This window comes from Pseudomonas sp. RC10-4-2 (assembly GCF_050433085.1).
In the GTDB taxonomy this organism is placed as follows: Bacteria; Pseudomonadota; Gammaproteobacteria; order Pseudomonadales; family Pseudomonadaceae; genus Pseudomonas; species Pseudomonas aeruginosa.
Map to the genome: position 1 here is coordinate 1,613,309 of NZ_JBNPXX010000002.1, position 25,465 is coordinate 1,638,773.

At 68.0% G+C, this 25,465-nt stretch carries 24 protein-coding genes; 12 read left to right on the forward strand and 12 right to left on the reverse strand.

The window, feature by feature from the left end:
* Positions 1 to 97: 97 nt before the first annotated feature.
* Genes FHW81_RS15610 through FHW81_RS15645 form a run of 8 tightly spaced genes read left to right on the forward strand, consistent with a single transcriptional unit; the run spans position 98 to position 6,161 of the window.
* Positions 98 to 856 carry a heme ABC transporter permease gene (locus FHW81_RS15610; protein ID WP_003083135.1) on the forward strand — a complete coding sequence of 253 codons (759 nt, stop codon included), beginning with the start codon at positions 98 to 100 and terminating at the stop codon, positions 854 to 856.
* A complete protein-coding gene (gene ccmD, locus FHW81_RS15615) occupies positions 853 to 1,029 on the forward strand; it encodes a heme exporter protein CcmD (protein ID WP_003083136.1) in 177 nt (58 codons plus the stop codon). Before FHW81_RS15610 ends, ccmD begins: the two co-directional genes overlap by 4 nt.
* The gene (ccmE, locus tag FHW81_RS15620) at positions 1,026 to 1,514 is read left to right on the forward strand and encodes a cytochrome c maturation protein CcmE (protein WP_003107323.1); all 489 of its coding nucleotides are present in this window, start codon (positions 1,026 to 1,028) and stop codon (positions 1,512 to 1,514) included. The genes ccmD and ccmE overlap by 4 nt, the downstream gene beginning before the upstream one ends.
* A complete protein-coding gene (locus FHW81_RS15625) occupies positions 1,515 to 3,488 on the forward strand; it encodes a heme lyase CcmF/NrfE family subunit (RefSeq protein WP_003107324.1) in 1,974 nt (657 codons plus the stop codon).
* A gap of 3 nt (positions 3,489 to 3,491) precedes the next feature.
* Entirely contained in the window at positions 3,492 to 4,034 is a 543-nt protein-coding gene (gene dsbE, locus FHW81_RS15630; protein ID WP_003083138.1) for a thiol:disulfide interchange protein DsbE, read from the forward strand.
* Positions 4,031 to 4,498, forward strand: coding sequence for a cytochrome c maturation protein CcmH (ccmH, locus tag FHW81_RS15635; protein WP_003087150.1), 468 nt, complete (start codon positions 4,031 to 4,033; stop codon positions 4,496 to 4,498). Before dsbE ends, ccmH begins: the two co-directional genes overlap by 4 nt.
* On the forward strand, positions 4,495 to 5,718 hold the full coding sequence (ccmI, locus tag FHW81_RS15640) for a c-type cytochrome biogenesis protein CcmI (protein ID WP_003083145.1): 1,224 nt from the start codon (positions 4,495 to 4,497) through the stop codon (positions 5,716 to 5,718). The genes ccmH and ccmI overlap by 4 nt, the downstream gene beginning before the upstream one ends.
* Before the next feature lie 26 nt (positions 5,719 to 5,744).
* Entirely contained in the window at positions 5,745 to 6,161 is a 417-nt protein-coding gene (locus FHW81_RS15645; RefSeq protein ID WP_003087156.1) for a hypothetical protein, read from the forward strand.
* A 3-nt stretch (positions 6,162 to 6,164) separates the two neighbouring features.
* Here FHW81_RS15645 and FHW81_RS15650 read toward each other — a convergent pair whose 3' ends face one another.
* Positions 6,165 to 6,971: a helix-turn-helix transcriptional regulator gene (locus FHW81_RS15650; protein ID WP_023090697.1), complete on the reverse strand. Its 807-nt coding sequence runs from the start codon at positions 6,969 to 6,971 to the stop codon at positions 6,165 to 6,167.
* A gap of 200 nt (positions 6,972 to 7,171) precedes the next feature.
* Here FHW81_RS15650 and FHW81_RS15655 point away from each other — a divergent pair, with 200 nt between their 5' ends.
* A complete protein-coding gene (locus tag FHW81_RS15655) occupies positions 7,172 to 8,539 on the forward strand; it encodes an APC family permease (RefSeq protein WP_003110692.1) in 1,368 nt (455 codons plus the stop codon).
* Positions 8,540 to 8,552: 13 nt separating this feature from the next.
* Positions 8,553 to 9,653: a P1 family peptidase gene (locus FHW81_RS15660; RefSeq protein ID WP_003145095.1), complete on the forward strand. Its 1,101-nt coding sequence runs from the start codon at positions 8,553 to 8,555 to the stop codon at positions 9,651 to 9,653.
* Positions 9,654 to 9,660: 7 nt separating this feature from the next.
* Here the strand turns inward: FHW81_RS15660 and FHW81_RS15665 are convergent, their stop codons facing one another.
* The 4 genes from FHW81_RS15665 to FHW81_RS15680 form a co-directional block, all read right to left on the reverse strand.
* Positions 9,661 to 11,076 (reverse strand): glycerol kinase, encoded by a 1,416-nt coding sequence (locus tag FHW81_RS15665; RefSeq protein WP_023090695.1) that lies wholly within the window; start codon positions 11,074 to 11,076, stop codon positions 9,661 to 9,663.
* 20 nt (positions 11,077 to 11,096) lie between these two features.
* Positions 11,097 to 12,335, reverse strand: a complete 1,239-nt coding sequence (locus FHW81_RS15670) for an NAD(P)/FAD-dependent oxidoreductase (protein WP_017002342.1) — start codon at positions 12,333 to 12,335, stop codon at positions 11,097 to 11,099.
* Positions 12,322 to 13,731, reverse strand: a complete 1,410-nt coding sequence (locus FHW81_RS15675; protein ID WP_003117791.1) for an NAD(P)/FAD-dependent oxidoreductase — start codon at positions 13,729 to 13,731, stop codon at positions 12,322 to 12,324. Before FHW81_RS15675 ends, FHW81_RS15670 begins: the two co-directional genes overlap by 14 nt.
* Positions 13,732 to 13,915: 184 nt before the next feature.
* Entirely contained in the window at positions 13,916 to 14,692 is a 777-nt protein-coding gene (locus tag FHW81_RS15680) for a DeoR/GlpR family DNA-binding transcription regulator (RefSeq protein ID WP_003083169.1), read from the reverse strand.
* A gap of 346 nt (positions 14,693 to 15,038) precedes the next feature.
* On the opposite strand from FHW81_RS15680, the gene eutH reads away from it, so the two are divergent.
* A complete protein-coding gene (eutH, locus tag FHW81_RS15685) occupies positions 15,039 to 16,274 on the forward strand; it encodes an ethanolamine utilization protein EutH (RefSeq protein ID WP_023090694.1) in 1,236 nt (411 codons plus the stop codon).
* A 59-nt stretch (positions 16,275 to 16,333) separates the two neighbouring features.
* Entirely contained in the window at positions 16,334 to 16,690 is a 357-nt protein-coding gene (locus FHW81_RS15690) for a DUF1937 family protein (protein WP_003083172.1), read from the forward strand.
* Between the two features lie 81 nt (positions 16,691 to 16,771).
* Here FHW81_RS15690 and FHW81_RS15695 read toward each other — a convergent pair whose 3' ends face one another.
* The 7 genes from FHW81_RS15695 to FHW81_RS15725 all read right to left on the reverse strand — a co-directional run bounded on the left by FHW81_RS15695 (position 16,772) and on the right by FHW81_RS15725 (position 25,189).
* A complete protein-coding gene (locus tag FHW81_RS15695) occupies positions 16,772 to 17,770 on the reverse strand; it encodes a sulfate ABC transporter substrate-binding protein (protein ID WP_003087175.1) in 999 nt (332 codons plus the stop codon).
* A 128-nt stretch (positions 17,771 to 17,898) separates the two neighbouring features.
* On the reverse strand, positions 17,899 to 19,554 hold the full coding sequence (muiA, locus tag FHW81_RS15700; protein ID WP_171893889.1) for a mucoidy inhibitor MuiA: 1,656 nt from the start codon (positions 19,552 to 19,554) through the stop codon (positions 17,899 to 17,901).
* 123 nt (positions 19,555 to 19,677) lie between these two features.
* Positions 19,678 to 20,304, reverse strand: a complete 627-nt coding sequence (locus FHW81_RS15705; RefSeq protein ID WP_023088423.1) for an HD domain-containing protein — start codon at positions 20,302 to 20,304, stop codon at positions 19,678 to 19,680.
* A complete protein-coding gene (locus tag FHW81_RS15710) occupies positions 20,291 to 21,142 on the reverse strand; it encodes an ion transporter (RefSeq protein WP_003083179.1) in 852 nt (283 codons plus the stop codon). The genes FHW81_RS15705 and FHW81_RS15710 overlap by 14 nt, the downstream gene beginning before the upstream one ends.
* 65 nt (positions 21,143 to 21,207) lie before the next feature.
* On the reverse strand, positions 21,208 to 22,122 hold the full coding sequence (locus FHW81_RS15715) for an urea transporter (protein ID WP_003122928.1): 915 nt from the start codon (positions 22,120 to 22,122) through the stop codon (positions 21,208 to 21,210).
* Positions 22,123 to 22,488: 366 nt separating this feature from the next.
* Positions 22,489 to 23,922, reverse strand: coding sequence for a pyruvate kinase (pyk, locus tag FHW81_RS15720; protein WP_023090692.1), 1,434 nt, complete (start codon positions 23,920 to 23,922; stop codon positions 22,489 to 22,491).
* A gap of 1 nt (position 23,923) precedes the next feature.
* The gene (locus tag FHW81_RS15725; protein WP_012614336.1) at positions 23,924 to 25,189 is read right to left on the reverse strand and encodes a glycerate kinase type-2 family protein; all 1,266 of its coding nucleotides are present in this window, start codon (positions 25,187 to 25,189) and stop codon (positions 23,924 to 23,926) included.
* Positions 25,190 to 25,465 lie beyond the last annotated feature (276 nt).

A 25,465-nucleotide genomic window follows, 5' to 3' on the forward strand; every position in this document is an offset into this window, starting at 1 on the left:
GCGTGCGGTACCGGGCGGCTGTGCCGCCCACGCTTGACCCGGGCTGGCAGCGGAAGGCCTGCCCGGTATTTCCAAAGAGCCCTGTAAACAGAGCCTGATGATGAATTGGACATGGTTTCACAAGCTTGGGTCGCCCAAGTGGTTCTACGAGATCAGCGGCCGCTGGCTGCCCTGGTTCGCCGTGGCGGCGGCGCTGCTGATCGTCACCGGCTGCGTCTGGGGGCTGGCCTTCGCGCCGCCGGACTACCAGCAGGGCAATAGCTTCCGCATCATCTATATCCATGTGCCGGCGGCCTTCCTCGCCCAGTCCTGCTACGTCATGCTGGCCGTGGCCGGTGCCGTCGGGCTGATCTGGAAGATGAAGATCGCCGACGTGGCGGTGCAGTGCGCCGCTCCCATCGGCGCCTGGATGACCTTCGTCGCGCTGCTTACCGGGGCCGTATGGGGCAAGCCGACCTGGGGCGCCTGGTGGGTCTGGGACGCGCGCCTGACGGCGATGCTGATCCTGCTTTTCCTCTATTTCGGCATCATCGCCCTCGGCCAGGCGATCAGTAACCGCGACAGCGCGGCCAAGGCCTGCGCCGTACTGGCCATCGTCGGCGTGGTGAACATCCCGATCATCAAGTACTCGGTGGAGTGGTGGAACACCCTGCACCAGCCGGCCACCTTCACCATCACCGAGAAACCGGCGATGCCGGTGGAGATGTGGTTGCCGTTGCTGATCATGGTCCTCGGCTTCTATTGCTTCTTCGCGGCCATGCTGCTGGTGCGCATGCGCCTGGAAGTGCTCAAGCGCGAGTCCCGCACCGCCTGGGCGAAAGCCGAGGTGAAGGCCCTGGTGGAGAAGGCACGATGAGCTTCGAATCGTTCGGCGACTTCCTCGCCATGGGCCATCACGGCCCCTACGTCTGGTCGGCCTACGGCATCAGCCTGCTGGTGCTGGCGATCAATGTCGCCGAGCCGCTGCTGGCCCGGCGCCGCTACCTGCAAGAAGAGGCGCGTCGTCTGCGCCGGGAGGCCCAGCAGTGAATCCGGTCCGCAAGAAACGTCTGATCATCGTCCTCGCCATCGTGGCGGGTGTCGGCGCCGCGGTGGGCCTGGCGCTGTCGGCCCTGCAACAGAACATCAACCTGTTCTACACCCCGACCCAGATCGCCAACGGCGAAGCGCCGACCGACACCCGCATACGCGCCGGCGGCCTGGTGGAAAAGGGTTCTCTGCAACGCAGCGAGGATTCGCTGAACGTGCGTTTCGTGGTCACCGACGGCGCCAAGGAAGTGACCATCGCCTACCATGGCATCCTTCCCGACCTGTTCCGCGAGGGGCAGGGCATCGTCGCCCTCGGCAAGCTGGGCGGCGACGGCGTGCTGGTGGCCGATGAAGTGCTGGCCAAGCACGACGAGAACTACATGCCGCCGGAAGTCACCAAGGCGCTCAAGGACAGCGGCCAACTGAAGCACTACGAGAACGGCAAGGCCGCCGGCGAGACCTCGTACAACCAGGAGGGCAAGTAGATGATCCCCGAACTCGGCCACCTGGCCCTGATCCTCGCCCTCTGCCTGGCCCTGGTGCAGTCGAGCTTGCCGCTGGTCGGCGCCTGGCGCGGCGACCGCCAGTGGATGAGCCTGGCGCGCCCGGCGGCCTGGGGGCAGTTCGCCTTCCTCGCCTTCGCCTTCGGTTGCCTGACCTGGGCCTTCCTGCGCGACGACTTCTCGGTGGCCTACGTGGCCGGCAACTCCAACAGCGCGCTGCCCTGGTACTACAAGTTCAGCGCCGTCTGGGGCGCCCACGAAGGTTCGCTGCTGCTCTGGGCGCTGATCCTCGGTGGCTGGACCTTCGCCGTGTCGATCTTCTCCCGGCAACTGCCGGAGGTCATGCTGGCCCGCGTGCTGGCGGTGATGGGCATGATCAGCACCGGCTTCCTGCTGTTCCTGATCATCACCTCCAACCCGTTCAGCCGCCTGCTGCCGCAGACCCCGATGGACGGCAACGACCTCAACCCTCTGTTGCAGGACGTCGGCCTGATCGTCCACCCGCCGATGCTCTACATGGGTTACGTCGGATTCTCGGTGGCCTTCGCCTTCGCCATCGCCGCACTGCTCGGCGGCCGCCTGGACGCCGCCTGGGCGCGCTGGTCGCGGCCCTGGACCCTGGTAGCCTGGGCCTTCCTCGGTATCGGCATCGTGCTCGGCTCCTGGTGGGCCTACTACGAGCTGGGCTGGGGGGGCTGGTGGTTCTGGGATCCGGTGGAAAACGCCTCCTTCATGCCCTGGCTGGTCGGCACTGCACTGATCCACTCGCTGGCGGTGACCGAGAAGCGCGGCGTGTTCAAGAGCTGGACCGTGCTTCTGGCGATCGCCGCTTTCTCCCTGAGCCTGCTGGGCACCTTCCTGGTCCGCTCCGGCGTGCTCACCTCGGTGCACGCCTTCGCCTCCGACCCGGAGCGCGGGGTGTTCATCCTCGCCTTCCTGCTGCTGGTGGTCGGCGGCTCGCTGACCCTGTTCGCCCTGCGCGCGCCGGTGGTCAAGAGCCAGGTCGGCTTCGCCCTGTGGTCGCGCGAGACCCTGCTGCTGCTGAACAACCTGGTGCTGGTGGTGGCGGCCTCGATGATCCTCCTCGGGACCCTCTACCCGCTGCTGCTCGATGCCCTCAGCGGCGCCAAGCTGTCGGTCGGCCCGCCGTACTTCAACGCCATGTTCCTGCCGCTGATGGCGGCGCTGATGGCGGCCCTGGCGGTCGGCGTGCTGGTGCGCTGGAAGGACACCCCGAGCCGCTGGCTGCTCGGCATGCTGACCCCGGTGCTGGTGGCCAGCGCGGTCCTGGCGGCGGCCGGTTCGATGTACTTCGGCGATTTCAACTGGGCGGTGCTGGCGGTGTTCCTGCTGTCCGCCTGGGTGGTCCTGGCCGGTTTCCGCGACTTCCTCGACAAGACCCGGCACAAGGGCGTGCTGGCCGGCGCCCGCAGCCTGACCCGCAGCTACTGGGGCATGCAACTGGCGCACCTGGGCATCGCCGTGTGCGCCATCGGCATCGTCCTCAGCAGCCAGTACAGCGCCCAGCGTGACCTGCGCATGTCGCCCGGCGACACCGTCGAACTGGGCGGCTACCACTTCCTCTTCGACGGCGCGAAGCACCACGAAGGGCCGAACTACACCTCGGACAAGGGCAGCATCCACGTCAGCCGCGACGGCAAGGAGATCGCCACCCTGCATCCGGAGAAGCGCCTGTACACCGTGCAGAGTTCGATGATGACCGAGGCAGGGATCGATGCCGGCTTTACCCGCGACCTCTACGTGGCGCTCGGCGAGCCGCTGGAGAACGGTGCCTGGGCGGTGCGCGTGCACGTCAAGCCGTTCGTCCGCTGGATCTGGTTCGGTGGCCTGCTGATGGGCCTCGGCGGCGCCCTGGCGGCGCTCGACCGGCGCTACCGGGTGAAGGTGAAAACACGTGTGCGCGAGGCCCTGGGCCTCGCCGGTCAGGGAGCCTGAGTCTTGAAACGAGCGATTCTGCTGCTGCCGCTGGGGATCTTCCTGATCGTCGCGGTGTTCCTCTTCCGCGGCCTCTGGCTGGACCCCAGCGAGCTGCCCTCGGCGCTGATCGGCAAGCCGTTCCCGGCCTTCGACCTGCCCAGCGTGCAGGACCCGGCCCGGCGCCTGACCGAGGCCGACCTCAAGGGCAAGCCGGCGTTGGTCAACGTCTGGGGCACCTGGTGCCCGTCGTGCCGGGTCGAGCACCCGGAACTGACCCGACTGGCCGAGCAGGGCGTGGTGATCTACGGGATCAACTACAAGGACGACAACGCCGCCGCCATCAAGTGGCTGAACGAGCTGCACAATCCCTACCTGCTGAGCATCAGCGACGCCGACGGCACCCTGGGCCTGGACCTGGGCGTGTACGGTGCGCCGGAAACCTACCTGATCGACAAACAGGGCATCATCCGCCACAAGATCGTCGGGGTGGTCGACCAGAAAGTCTGGCGCGAGCAACTGGCGCCGCTGTACCAGCAACTGCTGGACGAGCCGGAGGCCCGATGAAGCGTTTCCTCGTCACCGCGCTGCTCGGTCTCGCCCTCTGCGGCGTGGCCCGGGCCGCCATCGACACCTACGAGTTCGCCAGCGACGCCGAGCGCGAACGCTTCCGCAACCTGACCCAGGAACTGCGCTGCCCGAAGTGCCAGAACCAGGACATCGCCGACTCCAACGCACCGATCGCCGCCGACCTGCGCAAGCAGATCTACGGCCAGTTGCAGCAGGGCAAGAGCGACGGCGAGATCGTCGACTACATGGTTGCCCGCTACGGTGATTTCGTTCGCTACAAGCCGCCGGTCAACGAGCGTACCTGGCTGCTCTGGTTCGGTCCGGGCGCCTTGCTGCTGTTCGGCGTGCTGGTGATCGGCGTGATCGTCCTGCGCCGCCGGCGCACCGCTGCCAAGGTGCAAACCACCCTGTCCGCCGAGGAGCAAGCGCGCCTCGCCAACCTGTTGAAGAACGACAAATGATCGATTTCTGGCTCGCTGCCGGCCTGCTGCTGCTGGCGGCCCTGGCATTCCTGCTGATTCCGCTGCTGCGTGGCCGTCGCGCCCAGGCCGAGGAAGACCGTACCGCCCTGAACGTCGCGCTTTATCAGGAGCGGATCGCCGAGCTGGCCGGCCAGCAGGCCGCCGGCACGCTGACCGCCGAGCAACTGGAGAATGGCCGCGCCGAGGCTGCCCGCGAACTGCTCGCCGACACCGAGGGCAGCGGCGAAGAGCGTAGCTCGCGCCTGGGCCGGGCGGTCCCGCTGGTCGCGGCGCTGCTGGTGCCGTTGGTCGCGCTCGGCCTGTACCTGCATTGGGGCGCCAGCGACAAGGTCGAGCTGGCCCGCGAATTCGCCCAGGCGCCGCACTCCATGGAAGAGATGACTGCGCGCCTGGAGCGCGCGGTACAGGCTCAGCCGGATTCCGCCCAGGGCTGGTACTTCCTCGGTCGCACCTACATGACCCAGGAACGCGGCGCCGATGCAGCGCGGGCCTTCGAACGCGCCGCCGAACTCAGCGGGCGGCAGCCGGAAGTGCTCGGCCAGTGGGCGCAGGCACTGTATTTCTCCGGTGGCAAGAAAATGACCGCGCAGATCAAGGCCCTGGCCGACGAGGCGCTGAAGGGCGACCCGGCCGAAGTGACCACCCTTGGCCTGCTCGGCATCGCCGCCTTCGAAGAGCAGCGCTACGCCGACGCCATCGGCTTCTGGGAGCGCCTGGTGTCGGTGTTGCCGAACGAGGACCCGGCACGCTCGGCGATCCAGGGCGGCATCCAGCGCGCCCGCGAGCGCATGACCGAGGCCGGGCAGACTCCGCCGGCGCCGGCCGCGCCCGCTGCCGCCGGGGTGACCCTGACGGTGAAGGTGGATATCAGCGACGCGGTGAAGGGCCAGGTCAAGGCCGACGACAGCGTGTTCGTCTTCGCCCGCGCCGTCGGCGGCCCGCCGATGCCGTTGGCAGTGAAGCGCCTGACCGTCGCCGACCTGCCGGCCGAGGTCAGCCTGAGCGATGCCGACGCCATGATGCCGCAGCTCAAGCTCAGCGGTTTCCCGCAGGTCGAGCTGGTGGCACGGGTATCCCGCGCCGGCAACGCCATCTCCGGCGAGTGGATCGGACGCGGCAAACCGTTGTCTACTGCCCAGTCGTCGGCGCAAGCGCTGACCATCGACGGCCCGGACCAGCCCCAGGCGGCCCGGCCATAACGACAATCGGTTGGGGAGGTGCGGCGGTGAAGGCGAAGTATCTGGGTCTGGCGATTCTCCTGGGCGGTCTCGGCGGGTGCGTGGTGCATCCGCCGCAGACCAGCGAACCGCCGGCCTCGCTGCCGCCGCAGAGCCAGCCGCAGCCCGGTCCGTCCAGCGCGCCCGGCGCCACCCCGCCGCGCATCACCCCGCAACCGCAGACTCCGGCGCAGCCCAGCCGCTCGCGTCCGCAGTTCGCCCCGCCGCCAGGCGGCAAGGGCGTCTGGGACGGCAGCCTGGGGGTCTACGTGATCCGTGGCGAGCGCGATCTCTACTACCGCCAGCGCACCTACTACCGGTGGGACGGCGGCTGGTTCTGGTCCACCAGCCCGCAGGGTCCATGGACCGAGACCGACGCTCGCGGCATCCCGCCCGGTCTCAGCCGGCGCTACGCCAATCCATGATCCCTAGGGGTTCTCCGGGTCGTGCCCGAGCGACTGGATGAACAGCGAGAACAGCTCCGGTTGCGAGGAAATGTCCAGCTTGGCGTACAGGTGGCGCCGATGGACCTTGATCGTCTCCGGCGAGATCGCCAGGCGCTCGGCCATGGCCTTCGACGAGTAGCCGCGAAGGATCAGGCGGGCGATCTCCAGTTCCCGTTCCGATAGCACGCTGGCGCCGAAGTGGCTGAGGGCGTCGCGTATCTGCGTGGCCATCTCTTCCTGCGGTGCAGCCGGCAACAGGCGCTGGCTGCGTTGCTGCCAGTGCTGCTGCATCAGCGCCAGGACCCAGCTCGAGAGCAAGCCGAGCATCCCGCATTCCTCGTCGGCGAACATCCTCTGCATGCCCAGCGACAGCGACAGCGCGCCCTGGCCGGGCACCTGTAGGATGAACTGCACCTCGTCCTCCAGAACGTTGTCGTGGAAGTAGCTGAGGTAGTACTCGCTCTGCCGGAAATGGTCCGGGGCGATCTCCTCGAGGCGGTACAGGCCGCTGGCCAGGCCTTCCCGGCAAGCCTGGTAGAAGGGGTCGAGCAGGTACAGCCCGTTCAGGTAGGCGAGCATCGAGGCCGGCCCGGCGTGCGGTTTGGCGTCGTATTCCTCCAGGGCCACCGGCACGCCGTTGGCGGGGTAGAAGATCGCCAGGGCGTTGTCGAACGGCAGGTGCTGGCGCAGCAGCAGGATCAATTGCTTCCAGAAACGGTTGCCGCCGATCTGTTCGATGGCGCGGCCCAGGCTGGCGTGCATGCCGATGTCCCGGAACAGGGTGTGCATCCGTATTCGCTCCACGGTGGGTTTTCGCAGGCTCCGGTTTGCGGCTTTTCCACCCGCCGCGTCAAGGGGCGTAACCCCAAAGGGTGATTGGCCCGTCGGTTCCGCGCTCCTAGAGTCGGCGCATAACCAGCGCCCCGGCAAGGGGCCGCCGCGAGTCTCCGTTACTGCCTCAACTTCAATAACAATCAGAGGACAACGACATGAGCTCTTCCCCCGCGCCCGAAAGTGCGCTGAAACCCACGCTGGGCGTGTTCGACGTGGTCGCCATCACCGTTTCCGCAGTCACTCCCGCCAGTTCCGTCTTCGTCATCGCCCCCTTCGCCATCCAGCAGGCCGGCACCGGCGCTTTCTGGGCCTTCGCCCTGGCCGGGGTGCTGGCGCTGATGTTCGCCTGGTGCTATGCCGAGCTGGGCAGGGCGCACAGCACCGCCGGCGGCGAGTATGTCTACGCCAAGCGGGTGTTCGGCGGCTTGGCCGGCTACGCCACCTTCCTCACGGTGCTGGCGATGCTGCTGTTCATCCCGCCGGTGCTCGCCACCGGCGCGGCGACTTACCTGAACGCTGCCCTCGGCACCCACTTCGATGCGCAGACCGTGGCCCTGGCGATCGTTGCCTTCAGCTACCTGCTGGGCATCCTCAACATCCGCGTCAACGCCTGGGTCACGGGTACCTGCCTGCTGCTGGAAGTGGCGGCGCTGCTGGTGATCGTCGGCCTCGGTTTCGGCCATGCACAGCAACCGGCGAGCGTCCTGCTGCAGCCGCAGGTAGTCGGCGACGGCGGGCTGCTGGCGATCGCACCCTGGGCATTGGTGATCGGAGCGGTCGGTACCGCGCTGTTCTCCTACAACGGTTTCGGCGGCGCGGTGCTGCTCGCCGAGGACATGAAGGACGGCGGCCACAGCGTGCATCGCGCGGTGCTCTGGTCGCTGGCGCTGGTGGTGCTGATCGAGATCGTCCCGCTCGCCGCGCTGCTGATCGGCGCGCCGTCGCTTCCGGCGATGCTCGCCAGCCCCGATCCGATCGGCTACCTGTTGAACAGCCATGGCAACGAGACGCTGTCGCGCCTGGTCAGCGCGGGAATCTTCCTCTCGGTGTTCAACGCCATCGTCGCCATCGTCATCCAGAGCGCCCGGGTGATCTTCAGCAGCGGTCGCGACGCGCTCTGGATGCCAGCGTTGAACCGTGCCTTCACCCGTATCCATCCGCGCTGGGAATCGCCCTGGCTGGCCACGCTGTTCCTCGCCATTCCCTCGGCGGCGCTGAGCTTCAGCTCCAACCTGGCCGAACTGACCTCGTTCACCGTGTTGCTGATCGTCATGGTCTACCTGATCGTCGCCCTCTGCGCGCTGTTCAGCCGGGTGCTGCGGCGCGACCGCGAGCATCCCTACCGGATGCCGCTGTGGCCGCTGCCGGCGCTGCTGGCGGTGAGCGGGGCGGGATACCTGCTGCTCAACCTGTTCCTGGCGGCCTCGGCCAGGGACGTGATGATCATTGTCGGACTGCTGGCGGTGTCGGTGATTCTCTACTGCACCTACGGCAAGCTCAGTCCGGCGTTCCAGAAGCTTTGAAACAGGAGTCCGCATGCGCGCTCGACAACTTGGCATCACCCTCGGCCTGGGCACTCCCGGCCCGTTCAACGCGATCACCGACGTTCCCGGCGTGCGCGTCGGCCACAGCACCCTGAACCAGCGGATCGACGGCAGGCAGGTTCGCACCGGCGTCACCCTGGTCCAGCCGCGCGCCGGTGCGGCGCGCCTGCAACCCTGCTTCGCCGGCTGCCATGTGCTCAACGGCAACGGCGACGCCACGGGCCTGGAGTGGATCCGCGAAGCCGGCCTGCTGACCACCCCGATCGCCATCACCAATACCCACAGCGTCGGCGCGGTGCGCGACGCGCTGATCGCCGAGGAGCGCGCCGAACTCGGCGACAGCGGGCTGTACTGGTGCATGCCGGTGGTGATGGAGACCTTCGACGGCCTGCTCAACGATATCTGGGGCCAGCATGTCGGCGCCCGCCAGGTCGGCGAGGCGCTGGCCTGCGCCGAGTCCGGACCGGTCCGCGAAGGTTCGGTGGGCGGCGGCACCGGGATGATCTGCCACGAGTTCAAGGGTGGCATCGGTAGCGCATCGCGGCGGCTTCCGGCGGAGCAGGGCGGCTGGACGGTGGGCGCGCTGGTCCAGGCCAACCACGGCCAGCGCCGCGAGCTGCGGGTCGACGGCTATCCGGTTGGCCGCCGGTTGGGCGACATCCCCTCGCCGTTCAGCGAGGAAGGCACCCCGGGTATGGGCTCCATCGTGGTGATCCTGGCCACCGATGCGCCGCTGTTGCCGCACCAGTGCCAGCGCCTGGCGCAGCGCGCCTCGATCGGCGTCGCGCGCACCGGCGGCGGTACCGAGGACTCCAGCGGCGACGTGTTCCTCGCTTTCGCCACCGGCAACCAGGACCTGCCGCCAGCCGACTATGCGCGCAAGGACCTGCCGCAGAGCACGCCGCTGCGGATGCTCAACAACGACCACATCTCGCCGTTGTTCGCCGCGGCGGCGGAGGCGGTGGAAGAAGCCATCGTCAACGTGCTGCTGGCCGGCGAGGACATGCGCACCGAGGACGGCCGGCTGGTGCCCGCGCTGAAGGGGGAGAGGCTCCTGGCGGCGCTGCGCGAGACCGGCTGGCCGGGACGCTGAAAGCGGCTCAGCGCCAGCCGCGGGTGCGCGCCACCGCTTCGCTGAAACGCATCTGCCAGCGCCGGGCGGTGCCGGCGTCGACCCGCGGCTGGAACTCCGTGCGAGTGTTGCGCGGCTCCGCCAGTTCGTGGCCGAGGCCACGTGCGGCAAGGGCGGCGCAACCGAAGGCGGTGAGTTCGTCGAAGCGCTGGGTGACGATGCGCCGTTGCAGGCTGTCGGCGAGGAACTGGGCGAAGTAGGGGCTGCGCGCCAGGCCGCCGTCGATGGACAGGCGGTCGGTGACCTTCAGGTAGCCGTCCATCGCCTGGATCACCTCGGCGCTGCGCAGCACCACGCCTTCGAGCAGGGCCTGGCAGAGGTCCTCGCGGCGGGTGCCGGCGTCCATTCCCAGCCACATCGCGCCGGCGCTGCGGTCCCAGTGCGGGCATGCGAGTCCCGACAGGGCCGGGACGAAGGCCAGGCCGCGCTCGATGGCCGGCGGCCGGTCGAAGCCGGCCAGTTCCGAGAAGTCGCTGAACAGGCCGAGACGCCCGGCCCACTCGACCGCGGCGCTGGCGTCGTAGACCCCGCCGTCCATGGCGTACACCGGTTTGCCATCGATCTGCCAGGCGATGGTGGCGAGCAGGCCTGTCTCCGGCGAGCGGATGATCCGCTCGCCGCTGAGAGTCAGGGCGAAGGCGCCGGTGCCGAAGGTGATCTTCGCATCACCGGGCTGGCGGCAGCCGTGACCGTAGAGCGAGGCCTGCTGGTCGACCACCGAGGCCGTCAGCGGGGTGTTGCCGATCACCCCGAAATGGCCGACGGTATCGCGGATTTCCGGCAGGCACTCGATCGGCACGCCGAACAGGGCGCACAGGTCGGGGTCCCAGCGGCCCTCGGCGAGGTTCATCAATGCGGTACGCGAGGCGGTGGTGACGTCGGTGGCGAAGGTTCCGCACAAGCGGTCGAGAAACCAGGCATCGCTGGTTCCCAGGCGCAGGCGGCCTGCCTTCAAAGCCCTGCGAGCGGCAGGAAGGTGCTCGACGATCCAGCCCAGCTTGCTGGCCGAGAAATAGGCGTCGAGCGGCAGGCCGCTGCGTTCCAGGACCAGCGCCTCGGCGCCGCTGGCGCGTAGACGCTCGATGTGCGGGGTGGTGCGGTTGTCCTGCCAGACGATCAGCGGCGACAACGGCTCGCCGCTGCGGGCGTCCCAGGCCATGCAGCTTTCGCCCTGGTTGGCGAGGCCGATGGCGTCGACCCGGCCGCTGGCCTCCAGGCAGCGTTGCAGGTTGGCCAGCAGTTCCAGCGGATCGTGCTCGACCCAGCCGGACTGCGGATGGTGTTGCTGGTGACGCAGCGCCAACTGAATATCGGCGCTGCCGTCCTGGCTGGCGACCAGCACGCGGGTACTGGTGGTTCCCTGGTCGAGGGCGGCGATTCGCATGGTCGGTTCTCTTCGCGGGTTCAGTGGCCGGAGGTGAGGAAGGCGACTTCCAGGCGCCGGGTGTCCGGCGGCAGGCGCAGGGCGGCCAGCGGCACCAGCAGGCGGCGCTCCGGCAGGCAGGACAGGGCACGCTCCCACACCGGGCGACCATCGGCCAGGATCCGCAGGCGGCCGCTGGCGGCCTCGCTTACGCGTAGCTGCAGATGCGCCAGGCCGGGTGTCGGGTCGGCCAGCAGCCGCTGCGGCACGCACAGCTTGAGCGGACCACTGCAATCGATGGCTATGCCAGGTGCGGCACTCGGCAGTTCGGCCCGCAGGTCGGCGGCCAGCAGGCCGGCGATCCTTCGTCCCTCGCGGAACGACCAGCCGGCGGTCTCGATCGGCCGGAGCAGGTTGCCGGCGGCGAAATAGGTGGGGTCGGAGCAGCGGCCGAACTGATCGATGCGCGGGCCGCCGCTGGCCGGGTCCAGTTCCAGGTGGCTGAGGCGGACCAGGCTCGATTCGGGAACGAAGCGTCCGCTGAGGAGGATGCCGTCGCAGGCGATCCGTTCGACGCGCCCGTCGCCCAGGCGTACCCGCGCCGCCTCGACCCGGCCGCGGCCTTCGATCTCCAGCAGCTCGCTGGAGAAGTGCATCGGTACTCCGCACAGCCTGGGAAACAACGATAGCGGCCAACGCGCAGTGGCCCGTGCGTTGCGTTCGAGCATGGCCACCGGGCGGATGCCGGCACGCCGGCAACTCATCACGGCGGACAGGCTGACCAGCTCGGTGCCGACGATCAGCGGCCGTTCGAACGGCTTCAGGCCTTGCAGATGGAGATAGGCTTGCAGCGCGCCGGTATTGATCACGCCCAGTGGCCGGTCGCCGCCCAGCAGGCGCGCCGAGCGCGGCGTCTCGCGTGCGCCGGTGGCCAGCAGCACGCGTGTCGCGCGCAGACTGCGCGGGCCTTCCGGGGTGGCCAGTTGCAGCAGGCCGGCGGCGGCGAGAGCAACCACGCTATGGCGCAGGCGGATATCCACCCCGGCCCGTTCGGCCTGTTCGACGTTACGCTGTGCATAGGCCGGGCCGGTCAACAGGCGGCCGTGTTCGCGCAGGCCGAACGGCGGATGCGCGCAATGCCGGGGTATACCGCCGGCCTCGCCGTCGCGCTCCAGCACGCAGACCCGGGCGACGCCCTGGCGGCGTAGTTCGATGGCGGCTGCCAATCCGGCGGGACCGCTGCCGACGATGGCGACGTCGACCTGTTCAGTGATGCTCATGGCAACTCCCGGTGGCGAGGGGCTGGGCGAGGCGGCCGGCGCTCAGCTCGGCGACCCGCGCGTTGCAGTAGAAACCCTGGCAGCGTCCCATGCAGGCGCGAGTGCGACGCTTCAGGCCGCCGAAGTCGCCGGCTGGCAGCGGGCCTTCCAGGGCGGCGAGGATTTCCCGGCGGGTGACCATCTCGCAGTGGCAGACGATCTCGTCGTAGCCGGGACGCTGCCAGTCGCGCGGCAGGTGTTCGGCGAGGTTCGGTACCTGTGGCCAGAGCGGCTCGCGAACCGCTTCGTGGAAGCGCTCGCCCTGGTAGAGACGATAGACGTGGCGTGCGATGCCCAGCGCCGCGGTGAGACCGGTGGAACGGATGCCGCCGACACTGATCCAGTTGCGTCCGTCGACCTGGCGGATGCGGTATTCCTTCTTTTCGCTGGCCGGTCGCAATCCTGCGTAGGTGGCGGTGACCGGCATGCCGCGCAGGCCGGGGATCCGCTCGACGGCGGCGTCGATCAGTCGCTGCAGGGTGTCGCTGTCGACCCGTGCCTGTTCGCGGTCGTCCTGTTCCTCGGCGGTGGGGCCGGCGAGCAGGTTGCCGAAGACAGTACGGGTGAATACCACCCCCTTGGTCCGCTCGTTGGGTACCGGTAGCAGGATGTGCCGCAGCAGCGCCGCGGCGGCCTTGTCGAAGACCACGAACTGGCCCTTGCGCGGATGGATGGCGAAGCTCGCCGCGCCGAGCAGGCGCTGTTCCAGTTGGTCACCGAAGAGTCCGGCGCAGTTGATTACCTGGCGCGCGCGCAGATCGCCGCGGCGGGTATGCAACAGCCATTCGCCGCCGTCGAAGGCGCCGTCCAGCACTTCGACGTCGAAACAGGCCTCGGCGCCATGGGCCAGCGCCTGTTGCAGATAGGCGAGCGGCGCGGACCAGGGGTCGACCAGATGTTCCCCGGGGACCCGCACCGCGCCGAGCACGTTGCCGGCCAACTGCGGCTCCAGCGCCAGGACCTCGTCGCGACCGACCTGGCGGACGTCATCGACACCGTTGCCGTGGGCCCGCTCGACGATAGCCGGCAGGCGCGCCAGATCCTCGTCGCTCCATGCCGCCACCAGGGCGCCGGTTTCCAGCAGCGGCAGGTTGAGGCGCGCATGGATGTCGCGGTATTCGCGATAGCCCTCCTGCATGCAGGCCAGTTCGATGCTGCCGGGCGGCGCGTCGAAACCGGTATGGAGGATCGCGCTGTTGCCCTTGCTGGCACCGGAGAGGATGTCGGTGCTTTTTTCCAGCAGGACCACCCGCGCACCTTCCAGGGCGAAGCGGCGGGCCATGGCGCAACCCACCACGCCAGCGCCGATCACTGCAACGTCGAAGATCGCGGTCTTTGTCGCAAGCGGCTCAGTCATCGTTTCTGCCTGTTTCTTTTGGTATCAGTTTGCTTTTTGACCGTAACACTGATTTTTCACACAGAATTCTATGTGAAATTTGTTGTTTTAATGTGGCAACTGAAAGAGAAACAGTCAATCGATTAATCGACGGGCAGCCACCGGCACAGCCCCGGCCTGTCTCCGGGGCTGCGCGCGAGGGGAGTCAGGCCTGCGGGGTGCGCAGGGGGGCTTCGTGGACTTCCACCCGCGCCTGTTGCAGGGCTTCCCAGAGTTCCCCGGTAGGCTTGCGGTCGACCACCAGGCGGTTGATCCGGCTCAGCGGGAAGACCTGGAACAGGGCGCGCCGGCCGAGCTTCGAGGAGTCGGCGATAACCGTCAGTTGGCGGGCCTGGGCGATCATGGCACGGGCGATCTCGGCTTCCTCGATGGAAAAATCCATGGCGCCATCGCCGTTCAGCGCGCCGACGGTGATCACCGCATGCTCGGCGTTGAACCGGGCGATCTGCTCGATGGCCAGGGCGCCGACGTTCTGTTCGGATTCCGGGCGGTACTCGCCGCCGATCATGAATGCACGGTTGCCGGAGGCGCCGACGCTGCCGGCGATCAACAGCGAGTTGGTGATCACCGTCAGATGGCTCTGGCGCGCCAGTTCGCGGGCGAACAGCAGGGTGGTGGTGCCGGTGTCGATGAAGATGCTGTCACCGGGCCCGAACAGGCCGGCGGCGTAGCGGGCGACTGCGCGTTTTTCCTGGGCGTGCTCGTTCATTCGCGTCTGGAAGGCGTTCTCGTGCTCGCCGCTGGGCGGCAGGGCGGCCCCTCCGTGGAATTTGCTGACCAGGCCTTGTTCGGCCAGCGCGGCGAGGTCGCGGCGAATGGTTTCCTGAGAGGTGGAAAGGGTCCGCGCCAGTTCGTCCACCGAGATCCGCTCGCGCTGGCGCAGCAATTCGAGAATGTGGCGGCGGCGTTCCTCGGGGCGCATCGTGTTCTCCCATGGGCCGCATCCTGGTGCGGCGATTGTTACCGTGAATCGCCCGGTAGCGCCTGGCGGCGCTGGGCGGAAGGGGGCGGGGCGAGGCTTTGCGCAGGCCCGGCGGAAAATCCCACAGGTCCGTAAGGCAGGTACGCTCTTGGATTGGCCGCCTACTTGAGCGTATGGGTGACCAATTTAGGCAAAACGAACCTTCAAATCAACACGAAAACCAAATTGTGGCACGCGAAATGCGAGTGTCCGCTTCGGCGGAGCGACCGGCGTGGCCGGCCTCCCGACCAGACAACCAGAAGAACGCATCCCGCTACGGGAGCCTGCCGAGGGGAGAACGACGCAGATGGCCGAGTTCGGAAACTATGTGATTTACCTGATCATGCTGGGTGCGGTACTTGGCGCGCTGGCTTCCATCCTGCGCCCGGAAAGCGGTCTGGGCCGCGAGTTCGTCAACGGCATCCACGCCATCGGTCCGGTGTTCCTCGCCCAGGCCGGCATCATGGTAGCCATTCCCTATCTGTCGAGGGCGATTTCCCATGCCCTCGGCCCGTTCTTCCAGACCCTCGGTTCCGACGTATCCATCGCCGCGCTGTCGATCATCGCGGTGGACATGGGCGGCTACCAGTTGGCCGATGCCCTGACCGCCAACCGCGACATGTGGATTACCGCCATGCTGGTGGGCTACACCTCCGGCGCGACCATCGTCTACCTGATCCCGGTCGGCCTGACCATGCTCGAGCGCAAGGACCACAAGTACCTGGCGCTGGGGGCGATGGCCGGGTTGATCAGCATTCCGTTCGCGGTGCTGGCGGCGTTGCTGCTGATTACCCTCAACCACATCCCGGTGCGCGAACTGGTATCGACCGGTTCGCCGGCCCTGCACTACCTGTCGCTGGACTTCCTCGACATGCTTCGGCTGCTGGCGCCGCTGTTCGTCTTCTGCTTCCTGCTGGCCGCCGGCCTGAAGTACCGGGCGACGGCGATGGTCACCGGGTTCCTGGTATTCGGCAAGGTGATGGACGCGTTCATCAAGATGGCCCTGGCGCTTTCCATCGTCCAGCACTTCACCGGAGTCTTCACCAAGGTCTTCGGCGGCTGGGGCTTCGACCCGATGTTCGCCGACGAGAAAGAGTTGTTCCGCGCCATCGAGATCGCTGGCTACATCGGCATCATGCTGGCCGGGACCTTCCCCATCTGCTACCTGTTCCAGCGCTACTGCAAGCGCCCGATGGCGGTCCTCGGCCGTTACCTGGGGCTGTCCCAGCCGGGCGCCACCGCCTTTGTCATGGTGCTGGCGAACATCATCGCCACCTACCACCTGTTCAAATACATGAATGCTCGCGACAAGGTGCTTTGCGTGGCCCTGGGCGTCTGCGCCCAGGCCACCATCGGCGATCACCTGGCATTCACCGCCAACTTCCAGCCGACGCTGATCCTGCCGATCCTGCTCGGCAAATTGTTCGGCGGCCTGCTGGCGGTATTCATCGCCATCCGCATCTCGGTGCCTGCCGCCGAGCGCTATGCGCGGCAGGAGCAGGAGCATGACGAGGCGGAAAAAAGCGCCCTGCACGCAGCCTGAAACATCCCCCGACGAGCGCCGCGAGCCATCGCGGCGTCGCTTTCCGCAACGAGGTAACCATGCGCAAGATATTCCTAGCCTGTCCCTACAGCCATGCCGACGCCGAGGTGGTCGAGCAGCGCTTCCGTGCCTGCAACGAGGTCGCGGCGACCATCGTCCGCGCCGGCCACGTGGTATTCAGCCAGGTCTCCATGTCCCACCCGATCAACCTGTGCCTGGCCGAGCTCGACCGCGCGGCGATCGGCAGGTTGTGGGCGCCGGTGGACGCCTTCTACATGGATCACCTGGAAGAGCTGATCGTCCTCGACCTGCCGGGCTGGCGAGACAGCGCCGGCATCCGCCGCGAGATGGAGTTCTTCGAGGCCGGCGGACAGCGGGTCAGCCTCTGGTCCGAGGTGGAGCACGAGTTTCGCTGAGGCGGCAGTGGCTGAACTGCAAGCCGAATGAAAAAGCCGGAAGCGCGAGCGCTTCCGGCTTTTTCGTCAAGCGGCGAGGGATCAGTTGGGGCTGTAGATCTGGTCGAATACGCCGCCGTCGATGAAGTGGGTCTTCTGCACGCTGCGCCAGTCGCCGAAGGTCTTCTCCACCGAGAAGAAGTCGACTTTCGGGAAGCGGTCGGCGAACTTGGCGAGGATCTCCGGGTTGCGCGGGCGCAGGTAGTTGTTGGCGGCGATGGTCTGGCCCTCGTCCGACCACAGGTACTTCAGGTAGGCCTCGGCCTGGGCGCGGCTGCCTTTCTTCTCGACCACCTTGTCGACCACCGCCACGGGGGGCTCGGCCTCGGCGGACACGCTCGGGTAGACCACCTCGAAGCCGCCTCGGCCGAATTCGCGGGCGATCATCTCGGCTTCGTTCTCGAAGGTCACCAGTACGTCGCCGATCTGGTTCTGCATGAAGGTAGTGGTGGCGGCGCGGCCGCCGGTGTCGAGCACCGGTACCTGCTTGAACAGCTTGCCGACGAATTCCTTGGCCTTGTTCTCGTCACCGCCGTTCTTCAGCACGTAGCCCCAGGCGGAGAGATAGGTGTAGCGGCCATTGCCGGAGGTCTTGGGGTTCGGCACCACTACCTGGACGCCGTCCTTGAGCAGGTCCGGCCAGTCCTTCAGGGCCTTGGGGTTGCCCTTGCGAACGATGAACACGGTGGCCGAGGTGAACGGCGCGCTGTTGTTCGGCAGGCGGGTCGCCCAGTCCTTCGGCACCAGGCCGCCGTTGTCGGCGAGGGCGTCGATGTCGGTGGCCTGGTTCATGGTGATGACGTCGGCGGGCAGACCGTCGATCACCGAGCGCGCCTGCTTGCTGGAACCGCCATGGGACATCTGGATGGTGATGTTCTCGCCTTTCTCCGCTTTCCAGTATTTCTGGAAGGCCGGGTTGTATTCCTTGTAGAAGTCGCGCATCACGTCGTAGGAGACGTTGAGCAGGGGCTGGGCGGCGTGAGCGGCGCCGCCGAGCGCCAGGCCGGCGGCCAGCAGGGAGGCGCTGAACAGTCGTTTCACAGGGCAGTTCCTTTGGGCATGTTGTAGTGGCTCGACTATAACGTCGGGTTATATGCAGGGTAAATATCAAAAACTGCTTTGCTTATTACCCGCTCGAGCCTATGCCGCGGCCGGCGCTTTGGCCAGCGCTAGTCGAGGCCGCTGACCGCCAGGTCCTTGGGATACTCCACGCTGAACTTCAGGGTGGCGCTGCGTTTCTCGCCGGGTTGCAGGGTCCAGTCCCACTTCAGCTTGCCGTCGTCCTCGCGCTTGATTTCCTGCGCCTTGGGTTCCAGCAAGGTGACCTGGATCTGCTCGTTGCGCGAGACCGGCAACTGGTCCTCGAACTGCACGCGTTCGGCGTTCTTGTGGTTGTTGCGCACGTCGATGCGGAATTCGTAGTTGACCCGCGTGCGGTTGCCGATCAGGCCGCTGCTGTCGGTGTAGCGCTTGACCAGCTTGCGTTCGATGCCGATGCCCTCGTCGGCGCCCAGTGCCAGTTCGAAGCTTTCCCCGGGCATCACCCCGCGCAGATGGCCGCTGGCGACGAAGCTGTTGCCGAGAAAGGTATTCAGGGTGCCGGGGAGCAGCGGGTAGTCGCTGTCGTTGCGGGTTTCCGCCTCCAGGTAGGCGGTTTCGCGCAGGGCCGGGGCCGCCAGGTAGCGCAGCTTGGCCGGCATTTCCAGGCGGGCGATGGTGACCTTCTGCGCGCTGCCGTCGCTGTTCAGGGTCGCCGGCACGGGGATGTGGAAAGAGGCGCTGGCGGCGCCGCTGCTGACCTCCGCGGTGGCGAGCCGCGCCTCGGCCAGCTTCGGCGCCGGGGCCGGCATGGCCATCTTCGCCGAGGTCCTGGCGATGGGAGCGGCTTGCGGCATGGGCGCCGGAACGTCCTGCATGGCCATCTCGGCACCGTAGTAGGCGTTGGGCGCGTCGATGTCGACGATCCAGGGATTCAGCCGCGGTACGTTGCCGCCCAGGGCCGGACGGGCGGTGGAGAGTGTCAGGTCGACGTCGGTCCAGTCTTCGCCGCTGCTCTGCCGGACCAGGCCCTGGTAGGTCAGTTCGATGGTCTTCGCGCCGTCGCGCAGGCGTGCGTCGTAGGTCGGCTGCCAGGAGGCGTCGCGCAGGGTGTAGTCGAGCTTCACCTCGACCTGTGCCGGTTGCTCCAGGGCGACCCGCAGGACCGCGCGCTTGAAGCGCTTGCCGTCGCCGTTGAGGGTGCCGCGCTGCTCCTGCAACTGCTGCTTGCGCTGTTCCAGTTCGGCGGCGCGGTCGTCCAGCTGGCGCTGCTCGGCGAGCAGGCGTTCGAGGTTGCCTTCGGTCAGTTGCAGCAGGCTCTTCAGCTCGTCGATGCCGGGCATGGGGCGATCCTTGCCGGGCTGGGTGCTGCCGCTCTGGATGTCGGCGAGGAACTTCTTCTGCGCTTCGAGCACGCTGCCGCGGTCATGGATTTCCCGCAGTTGCCGGTCTATCTCGCGCAGTTGCTGGTCGAGTTGCTGCACACGGTTGTCGTCCGGGCGCTCGACCCGTTGCGCGGCGCTGCTGACGTCGAGCAGGGTGGCGGCGGCGCTGGCGCCGAGGGACGCGCGCAGGCTGGCGTCGTCGAGCTGGAAGGGCAGTTGCTCCAGGGCGATCTCATGCTGGCCCTTGGGCAATTGCAGGCGGGCGGTGCGGGTGACCACGGCACGGTCGGCGTAGACGGTGACGGCGCTGATGCGGCTGTCGACCGCTTGTGGCGCGGCCAGCAACGGAGAGCTGGCGAACAGGCCGGTGAACAGGAGCGGAGAGGCGGCGAGTCGATTCACGATATCTCTTCCTTGGGCGGATGGAGGGGCGAGGAACCCGTGCGTGCGGTCCCTTCCTGCTGCCTGAGACGCAAGCGCGGCGAAAGACGGGTTAAGCGGCGCGAAGAAATTTTCCCGTGCGGCTCAGGCCGGCTGTTCCAGGCGCTCCAGGGCACCGCGCAGGTTGGCGCGGGCGGCGGCCTCCCAGCGTTGCCGCAGCGGTTCGCAGTGGTACAGCGCCGGTTGCTCCAGCAACTGGCGCAGCAACTTGCCGCGCCCGGCGCGGAACAGCGGTTCCGGCACCCAGGCGTATTCGGCGCGGACGTCCGCCTCGTAGCGCGCGTAGACCGGCGCCGGCGCGGCGAGGATGGCGAGGTCGAGATCCACCACCAGGGCTGCGTCGGCGTCTCCCGGCGGCGCCTGGTGACAGGTGGCCATGATCAGTTCGCGCAGGGCCGGCCGCAGCGCCGCCAGCCCGGCCTGGTCGAGCCAGTGCTCGGTGCTGGCGGCGCTGGCGGCCTCGTTGTCCTGGCGCTGGGTGTCGTAGACCAGGTCGTGGGTCCACAACGCCAGCTCCACCAGGTCCGGCCGCAGCGCCAGTTGGCGCCAGCGGTCGAAGTGCTCCAGGCAGGCGAGGATGTGGCGATCGCTGTGGTAGTGCCGGTCGGCCCCGCCATAGGCCGCCAGCAGCGCGTCGAAGGCATCCGCCGGCGGGTTGCCGCCGAGTCGCTGCCAGAGGGCGTCCCAGCGCTGCCGGTCAAGACTTCCCATGGCTGCCTTCCTCGCGAGGGAACAACGGGTTGCCGCAGCGGCAGCAGAATGCCGCCTGCACTTCGTGGGTCGCCTTGCGGCACACCGGGCAATCCCGCTGCAACAGATTGGCCGGGTCCTGGCGCATCGCGGTGGCGAGTTCGGCGGTGAAGATCCCGGTGGGCACCGCGATGATCGAGTAGCCGGTGAGCATCACCAGGCTGGCGATGGCCTGGCCGAGCGGGGTCTTCGGGGTGATGTCGCCGAAGCCGACCGTGGTCAGGGTGACGATCGCCCAGTAGATGCCGCGGGGGATGCTGGTGAAACCGTGCTCCGGGCCTTCGACCACGTACATCAGCGCGCCGAACACGGTGACCAGGGTCATCACGGTGAGGAAGAACACGATGATCTTCTGCTTGCTGCCGCGCAGGGCGGTGAGCAGGAAATTGGCCTGGCTCAGGTACTGGCGCAGCTTGAGCACGCGGAAGATCCGCAGCATGCGTATCACCCGGACGATCAGCAGGTACTGGGCGTCGGGGTAGAGCAGGGCGAGGAAGCCGGGGAGGATCGCCAGCAGGTCGACCAGGCCGTAGAAGCTGAAGGCATAGCGCAGCGGCTTGGGCGAGCAGTACAGGCGCAGCAGGTATTCCACCAGGAAGATGCCGGTGAAGCCCCATTCGATGTAGGCCAGCAGGTCGCCGTAGTCCTGGTGGATTTCGTCGATGCTGTCGATCATCACTACCAGCAGGCTGGCCAGGATCACCAGCAGCAGCGCGCTGTCGAAGCGCCGGCCGTCGCGGGTGTCGGTCTGGAAGATGACGATGTAGAGGCGTTCGCGCCAGCTGTCGGGTGCGCTCATCGTGGCTCCTGATGATGGATGCGGCACCTTACCAGACTAGCCCGCCGGCGCCAGCGTTCCCCCGCTCAGGAGCGTCGCCGGCCGAGGCGCGCGCCGAGGCTGCCGGCCAGGCGCAGGTACAGGCGCTCGCCGCCGATGCAAAGCAGGCAGGCGAGGATGAACGGTGCGGTCAGCGCCGGCAGGCCGAGCAGGCCGAACAGCGGTTGCAGCGCCACCGCCAGGCCCATGCCGAGCAGTGGCGGCCAGACGCTGCGGTAGCGCAAGGCCAGGGCCAGCCCGGCAAGGGCGGCGTTCAGGCCGTAGAACCCGGCGAGCGCGCTCGCCCAGTCGTAGCCCAGCAGCCAGGCCAGCGGCAGGCTGGCCGCGGCGCCGGCGAGGGCCCAGGCGGCGGAGGGACGCGAGACCAGCAGCAGGCCGAGCCAGACCAGCAGCCCTGCCAGCGGTTCACCGAGGAAGATGATCTCGCCGATCCCCTGCGCTAGCGCCGCCAGCTCCGCCGTGCCGCTCCAGGCGCAGCTGAAGCAGCCGCCATGGGTCGCCGGGGCCAGGCCTAGCCAGGCGCCGAGGGGCACCAGCCACCAGCCGTTGAGGACGAAGCCCAGGGTATAGGGCGGAAGCCAGCGGCGTCGGCGCAGCCCATGCAGGAACAGGCGCTGTAACGCCACGCTGGCCAGGCAGCCGAGCGCTACCAGTGACACCAGCCCCGGCGACCAGGCGAAGCGGAATGCCAGCAGCATGCCGATCAGCACGGCGTTGTAGCCGTACAGCCCGGCCTCGATGTCGCTGTCGGCGCAGTGCAACAGGCGCGCCAGCAACGGGCCGAGGGCGCCGCCAAGGAGGGCGCCGGCGAGCAGCGGCGGCGCGCCGACGGCGATCGCCAGCAGACAGGCCAGGCCCAGGCGTGGGTCGCCCTGGAGGAACACCTGGCTGATGCCGCGCAGGAGGATTCGGGATGCATTGAGGAGAGATTGCAGGGGCATGGCGGTCAGTGCGGCAAGGGCCGCTCGGCAGGCACGGAGATGCCAGGCCTGCGCGAGGGGCGGGGGCGGTCATTGTAGGGTCTGGCGCGGAGGCGACGCACCCCGGACGAGAAGGCCAGGCGAGGGTCATGCATGCAGGGCGTTCCAAGAAGAAAAAAAGACCTCCGGCAGGAGTTGAACCGGAGGCCTTGAATGTCCATGGCCTGCATGGGAGTGCGCGAGGGAGGCCATGGTCCGACAAGAAGGTCTTTCCCGGATGGATGGAGACGCGGCCCCGTATTTCCGGCCCCATCCATCCGAGAGAGACAAGGGTGGCCCGACCCGCATGCCCGGGGGGACGGCGCGAGCCGGACCGAACTCGTTGCTTCAGAGATCTCCCAGCGGCGGCGCCACGGTCTCGATGCGCAGCATGTTGGTCGAGCCGGGGCGACCGAACGGCACGCCGGCGGTGACCACCACGGTGTCGCCGCGGCGCGCCATGCGCTGGGCCAGGGCGATGTCGAGGGCGGTCGAGCAGATCTCGTCGACGTGCGCCAGTTGCTCGTTGACCACCGAATACACGCCCCAGGCTACGGTCAGTCGCCGCGCGGTGCGCAGGTTCGGGGTCAGGCTGAGGATCGGCGCCTTGGGCCGCTCGCGGGCGGCGCGCAGGGTCGAGTTGCCCGACTCGGTGTAGTTCACCAGCACCGCCACCGGGAGGGTCCGGCTGACCCGGCGGATCGCGCAGCTGATCGCATCGGAGACGGTAGCGTCGGGCTGCGGACGGTTGACCTCGAGCTGGACGTGGTAGTCCGGCTCGGCCTCCACCTGGCGGACGATCTTCGCCATCATCTCTACCGCCTCGCGAGGGTATTGTCCGGAAGCGGTTTCCGCCGAAAGCATCACCGCGTCGGCGCCGGCGCCCACCGCGGTGGCTACGTCGGTCACCTCGGCGCGGGTCGGGGCGGGGGAGAAGCGCATCGACTCGAGCATCTGGGTGGCCACCACCACCGGCTTGCCGAGCTGGCGGCAGACCTGGACGATGCGTTTCTGGATGCCCGGCACGCTCTCCGCCGGCACCTCTACGCCGAGGTCGCCGCGCGCCACCATGATCGCGTCGGCGCGCTCGGCGATCGCCTCGATGGCGCTCACCGCGCTGGGCTTCTCGATCTTGGCCATGAGGAAGGCCTTGTCGCCGATCAGCCCACGGGCCTCGTCGATGTCCTCCGGGCGTTGCACGAAGGACAGCGCCACCCAGTCGACCCCCAGTTCCAGGCCGAAGGCCAGGTCGCGGCGGTCCTTGTCGGTCAGCGGGCTGAGTTGCAGCACCGCTTCCGGCACGTTGACGCCCTTGCGATCGGACAGCTCGCCACCCACCGCCACGCGGGTCTCAATGGCGTCGCTGTGGCAGTTGACCACTTCCAGGCGGATCTTGCCGTCGTCCAGCAGCAGGCTCATACCCGGCTCCAGGGCATGGATGATCTCCGGATGCGGCAGGTTGACCCGCCGCTCGTCACCGGGGTCGTCGCTGAGGTCGAGGGTGAAGGTCTGCCCGCGCTGCAATTGCACGGCACCGGCGGCGAAGCGGCCGACTCGCAGCTTCGGACCCTGCAGGTCCATGAGCACGCCGATCGGGTAGTTCAGTTCCGCTTCCACCTCGCGCACCCAGGCGAAGCGCTGCGCGTGATCGGCGTAGTCGCCGTGGCTGAAGTTCAGGCGGAACAGGTTGGCGCCGGCCTCCACCAGGGCACGGATATCGTCGCGGCTGCGGGTGGCCGGGCCGAGGGTGGCGAGGATCTTGGCTTTCTTGTCGGCTGTCATGTCAGGACTCGAGGATGAGAATGGCGCGGAAGTCGTTCACGTTGGTGCGGGTCGGTCCGGTCACCAGCAGGTCGCCGAGGGTCTGGAAATAGCCGTAGCCGTTGTTGTCGTCGAGCTCGTCGCGGATTTTCAGCCCGGCCTTTTCGCCGCGGGCATGGGAGCAGGGCGTCATCAGCGCGCCGGCGTTGTCTTCCGAGCCGTCGATGCCGTCGGTGTCGCCGGCCAGGGCCCAGATGTTCGGTTCGCCCTTGAGCTCGGCGGTGAGGCTGAGGAGGAACTCGGCGTTGCGTCCGCCGCGACCGTTGCCGCGCACGGTGACGGTGGTCTCGCCGCCGGAGAGGATCACGCAGGGCGCCGCCAGCGGCTGGCCGTGCTTGCGGATCTGCCGGGCGATGCCGGCGTGGACCTTGGCGACCTCCCGCGCCTCGCCCTCCAGGTCGCCGAGGATCAGCGTCGAGAAGCCGGCCGCGCGGCACTTCACCGCTGCTGCGTCGAGGGCGTTCTGTGGCGTGGCGATCAACTGGAAGTGGCTGCGCGCCAGGCACGGGTCGTCGGGCTTGACGGTTTCCGAGCGCGGGTCGGCGAGCCAGTCGAGGACGTTCTGCGGCACGTCGATGGCGTAGCGCTTGAGGATCGCCAGGGCGTCGGCGGAGGTGGTCGGGTCGCCGACGCTGGGGCCGGAGGCGATCACCGTGGCCTCGTCGCCGGGAACGTCGGAAATCGCGTAGGTATAGACGCTGGCCGGCCAGCAGGCCTTGGCCAGGCGACCGCCCTTGATCGCCGAGAGGTGCTTGCGCACGCAGTTCATCTCGCCGATGGCGGCGCCGGACTTGAGCAGCGCCTTGTTCACCGCCTGCTTGTCCGCCAGGCCGATGCCTTCGGCAGGCAGCGAAAGCAGTGCGGAGCCGCCGCCGGAGAGAAGGAAGATCACCCGGTCGCTCTCGTTCAGGCCGCTGATCAGTTCCAGCACGCGACGGGCGACGCGCTCGCCGGCGTCGTCGGGCACCGGATGGGAGGCTTCCACCACCTCGATGCGACTGCATTGCGCGCCGTAGCGGTAAGGCGCCACTACCAGGCCCTGGATCTCGCCCTGCCAGTGCTTCTCCACCACTTCGGCCATGGCTCCGGCGGCCTTGCCGGCACCGATGACGATGGCGCGCCCGCTGCGATCTTCCGGCAGGTGGTCGGCCAGCACCTGGTAGGGATGGCCGGCTGCCACCGCGGTATTGAACAGCTCGGTGAGAAAGGCGCGTGGATCGGTACTCATGACAGGCTCCGAATTTCTTGTTGTCGTGCCGCCGGTCGGACCGGCGGTCGCAGCGTCGTCGACGCTTCCATTCCGCAGCACCCGCGCCGGCGGGAACTGGGGAATGGAAGCGAGGCGCCCGGACGCAGAGGCCGTGAATCTCCCGGCCGGGCGTTCGCTTCCTTTACCCCGCCTTGTGGGCGGGGAAGGAAGAGGGCGGCGGCGAACACCGGAGTTCGCCGACCGTTCCTCTCCCCGAGCCCTTCGAAAAGGGGTTCGTCGCTCCGCGCGGGGTGA

Bases quoted from the DNA above. Each gene is read 5' to 3' on its own strand.
- FHW81_RS15610 (WP_003083135.1), top strand. From the start codon at position 98: ATGATGAATTGGACATGGTTTCACAAGCTTGGGTCGCCCAAGTGGTTC.
- ccmD (WP_003083136.1), top strand. From the start codon at position 853: ATGAGCTTCGAATCGTTCGGCGACTTCCTCGCCATGGGCCATCACGGC.
- FHW81_RS15625 (WP_003107324.1), top strand. From the start codon at position 1,515: ATGATCCCCGAACTCGGCCACCTGGCCCTGATCCTCGCCCTCTGCCTG.
- ccmH (WP_003087150.1), top strand. From the start codon at position 4,031: ATGAAGCGTTTCCTCGTCACCGCGCTGCTCGGTCTCGCCCTCTGCGGC.
- ccmI (WP_003083145.1), top strand. From the start codon at position 4,495: ATGATCGATTTCTGGCTCGCTGCCGGCCTGCTGCTGCTGGCGGCCCTG.
- FHW81_RS15650 (WP_023090697.1), bottom strand. From the start codon at position 6,971: ATGCACACCCTGTTCCGGGACATCGGCATGCACGCCAGCCTGGGCCGC.
- FHW81_RS15655 (WP_003110692.1), top strand. From the start codon at position 7,172: ATGAGCTCTTCCCCCGCGCCCGAAAGTGCGCTGAAACCCACGCTGGGC.
- FHW81_RS15660 (WP_003145095.1), top strand. From the start codon at position 8,553: ATGCGCGCTCGACAACTTGGCATCACCCTCGGCCTGGGCACTCCCGGC.
- FHW81_RS15665 (WP_023090695.1), bottom strand. From the start codon at position 11,076: ATGCGAATCGCCGCCCTCGACCAGGGAACCACCAGTACCCGCGTGCTG.
- FHW81_RS15670 (WP_017002342.1), bottom strand. From the start codon at position 12,335: ATGAGCATCACTGAACAGGTCGACGTCGCCATCGTCGGCAGCGGTCCC.
- FHW81_RS15675 (WP_003117791.1), bottom strand. From the start codon at position 13,731: ATGACTGAGCCGCTTGCGACAAAGACCGCGATCTTCGACGTTGCAGTG.
- FHW81_RS15680 (WP_003083169.1), bottom strand. From the start codon at position 14,692: ATGCGCCCCGAGGAACGCCGCCGCCACATTCTCGAATTGCTGCGCCAG.
- eutH (WP_023090694.1), top strand. From the start codon at position 15,039: ATGGCCGAGTTCGGAAACTATGTGATTTACCTGATCATGCTGGGTGCG.
- FHW81_RS15690 (WP_003083172.1), top strand. From the start codon at position 16,334: ATGCGCAAGATATTCCTAGCCTGTCCCTACAGCCATGCCGACGCCGAG.
- FHW81_RS15705 (WP_023088423.1), bottom strand. From the start codon at position 20,304: ATGGGAAGTCTTGACCGGCAGCGCTGGGACGCCCTCTGGCAGCGACTC.
- FHW81_RS15710 (WP_003083179.1), bottom strand. From the start codon at position 21,142: ATGAGCGCACCCGACAGCTGGCGCGAACGCCTCTACATCGTCATCTTC.
- FHW81_RS15715 (WP_003122928.1), bottom strand. From the start codon at position 22,122: ATGCCCCTGCAATCTCTCCTCAATGCATCCCGAATCCTCCTGCGCGGC.
- pyk (WP_023090692.1), bottom strand. From the start codon at position 23,922: ATGACAGCCGACAAGAAAGCCAAGATCCTCGCCACCCTCGGCCCGGCC.
- FHW81_RS15725 (WP_012614336.1), bottom strand. From the start codon at position 25,189: ATGAGTACCGATCCACGCGCCTTTCTCACCGAGCTGTTCAATACCGCG.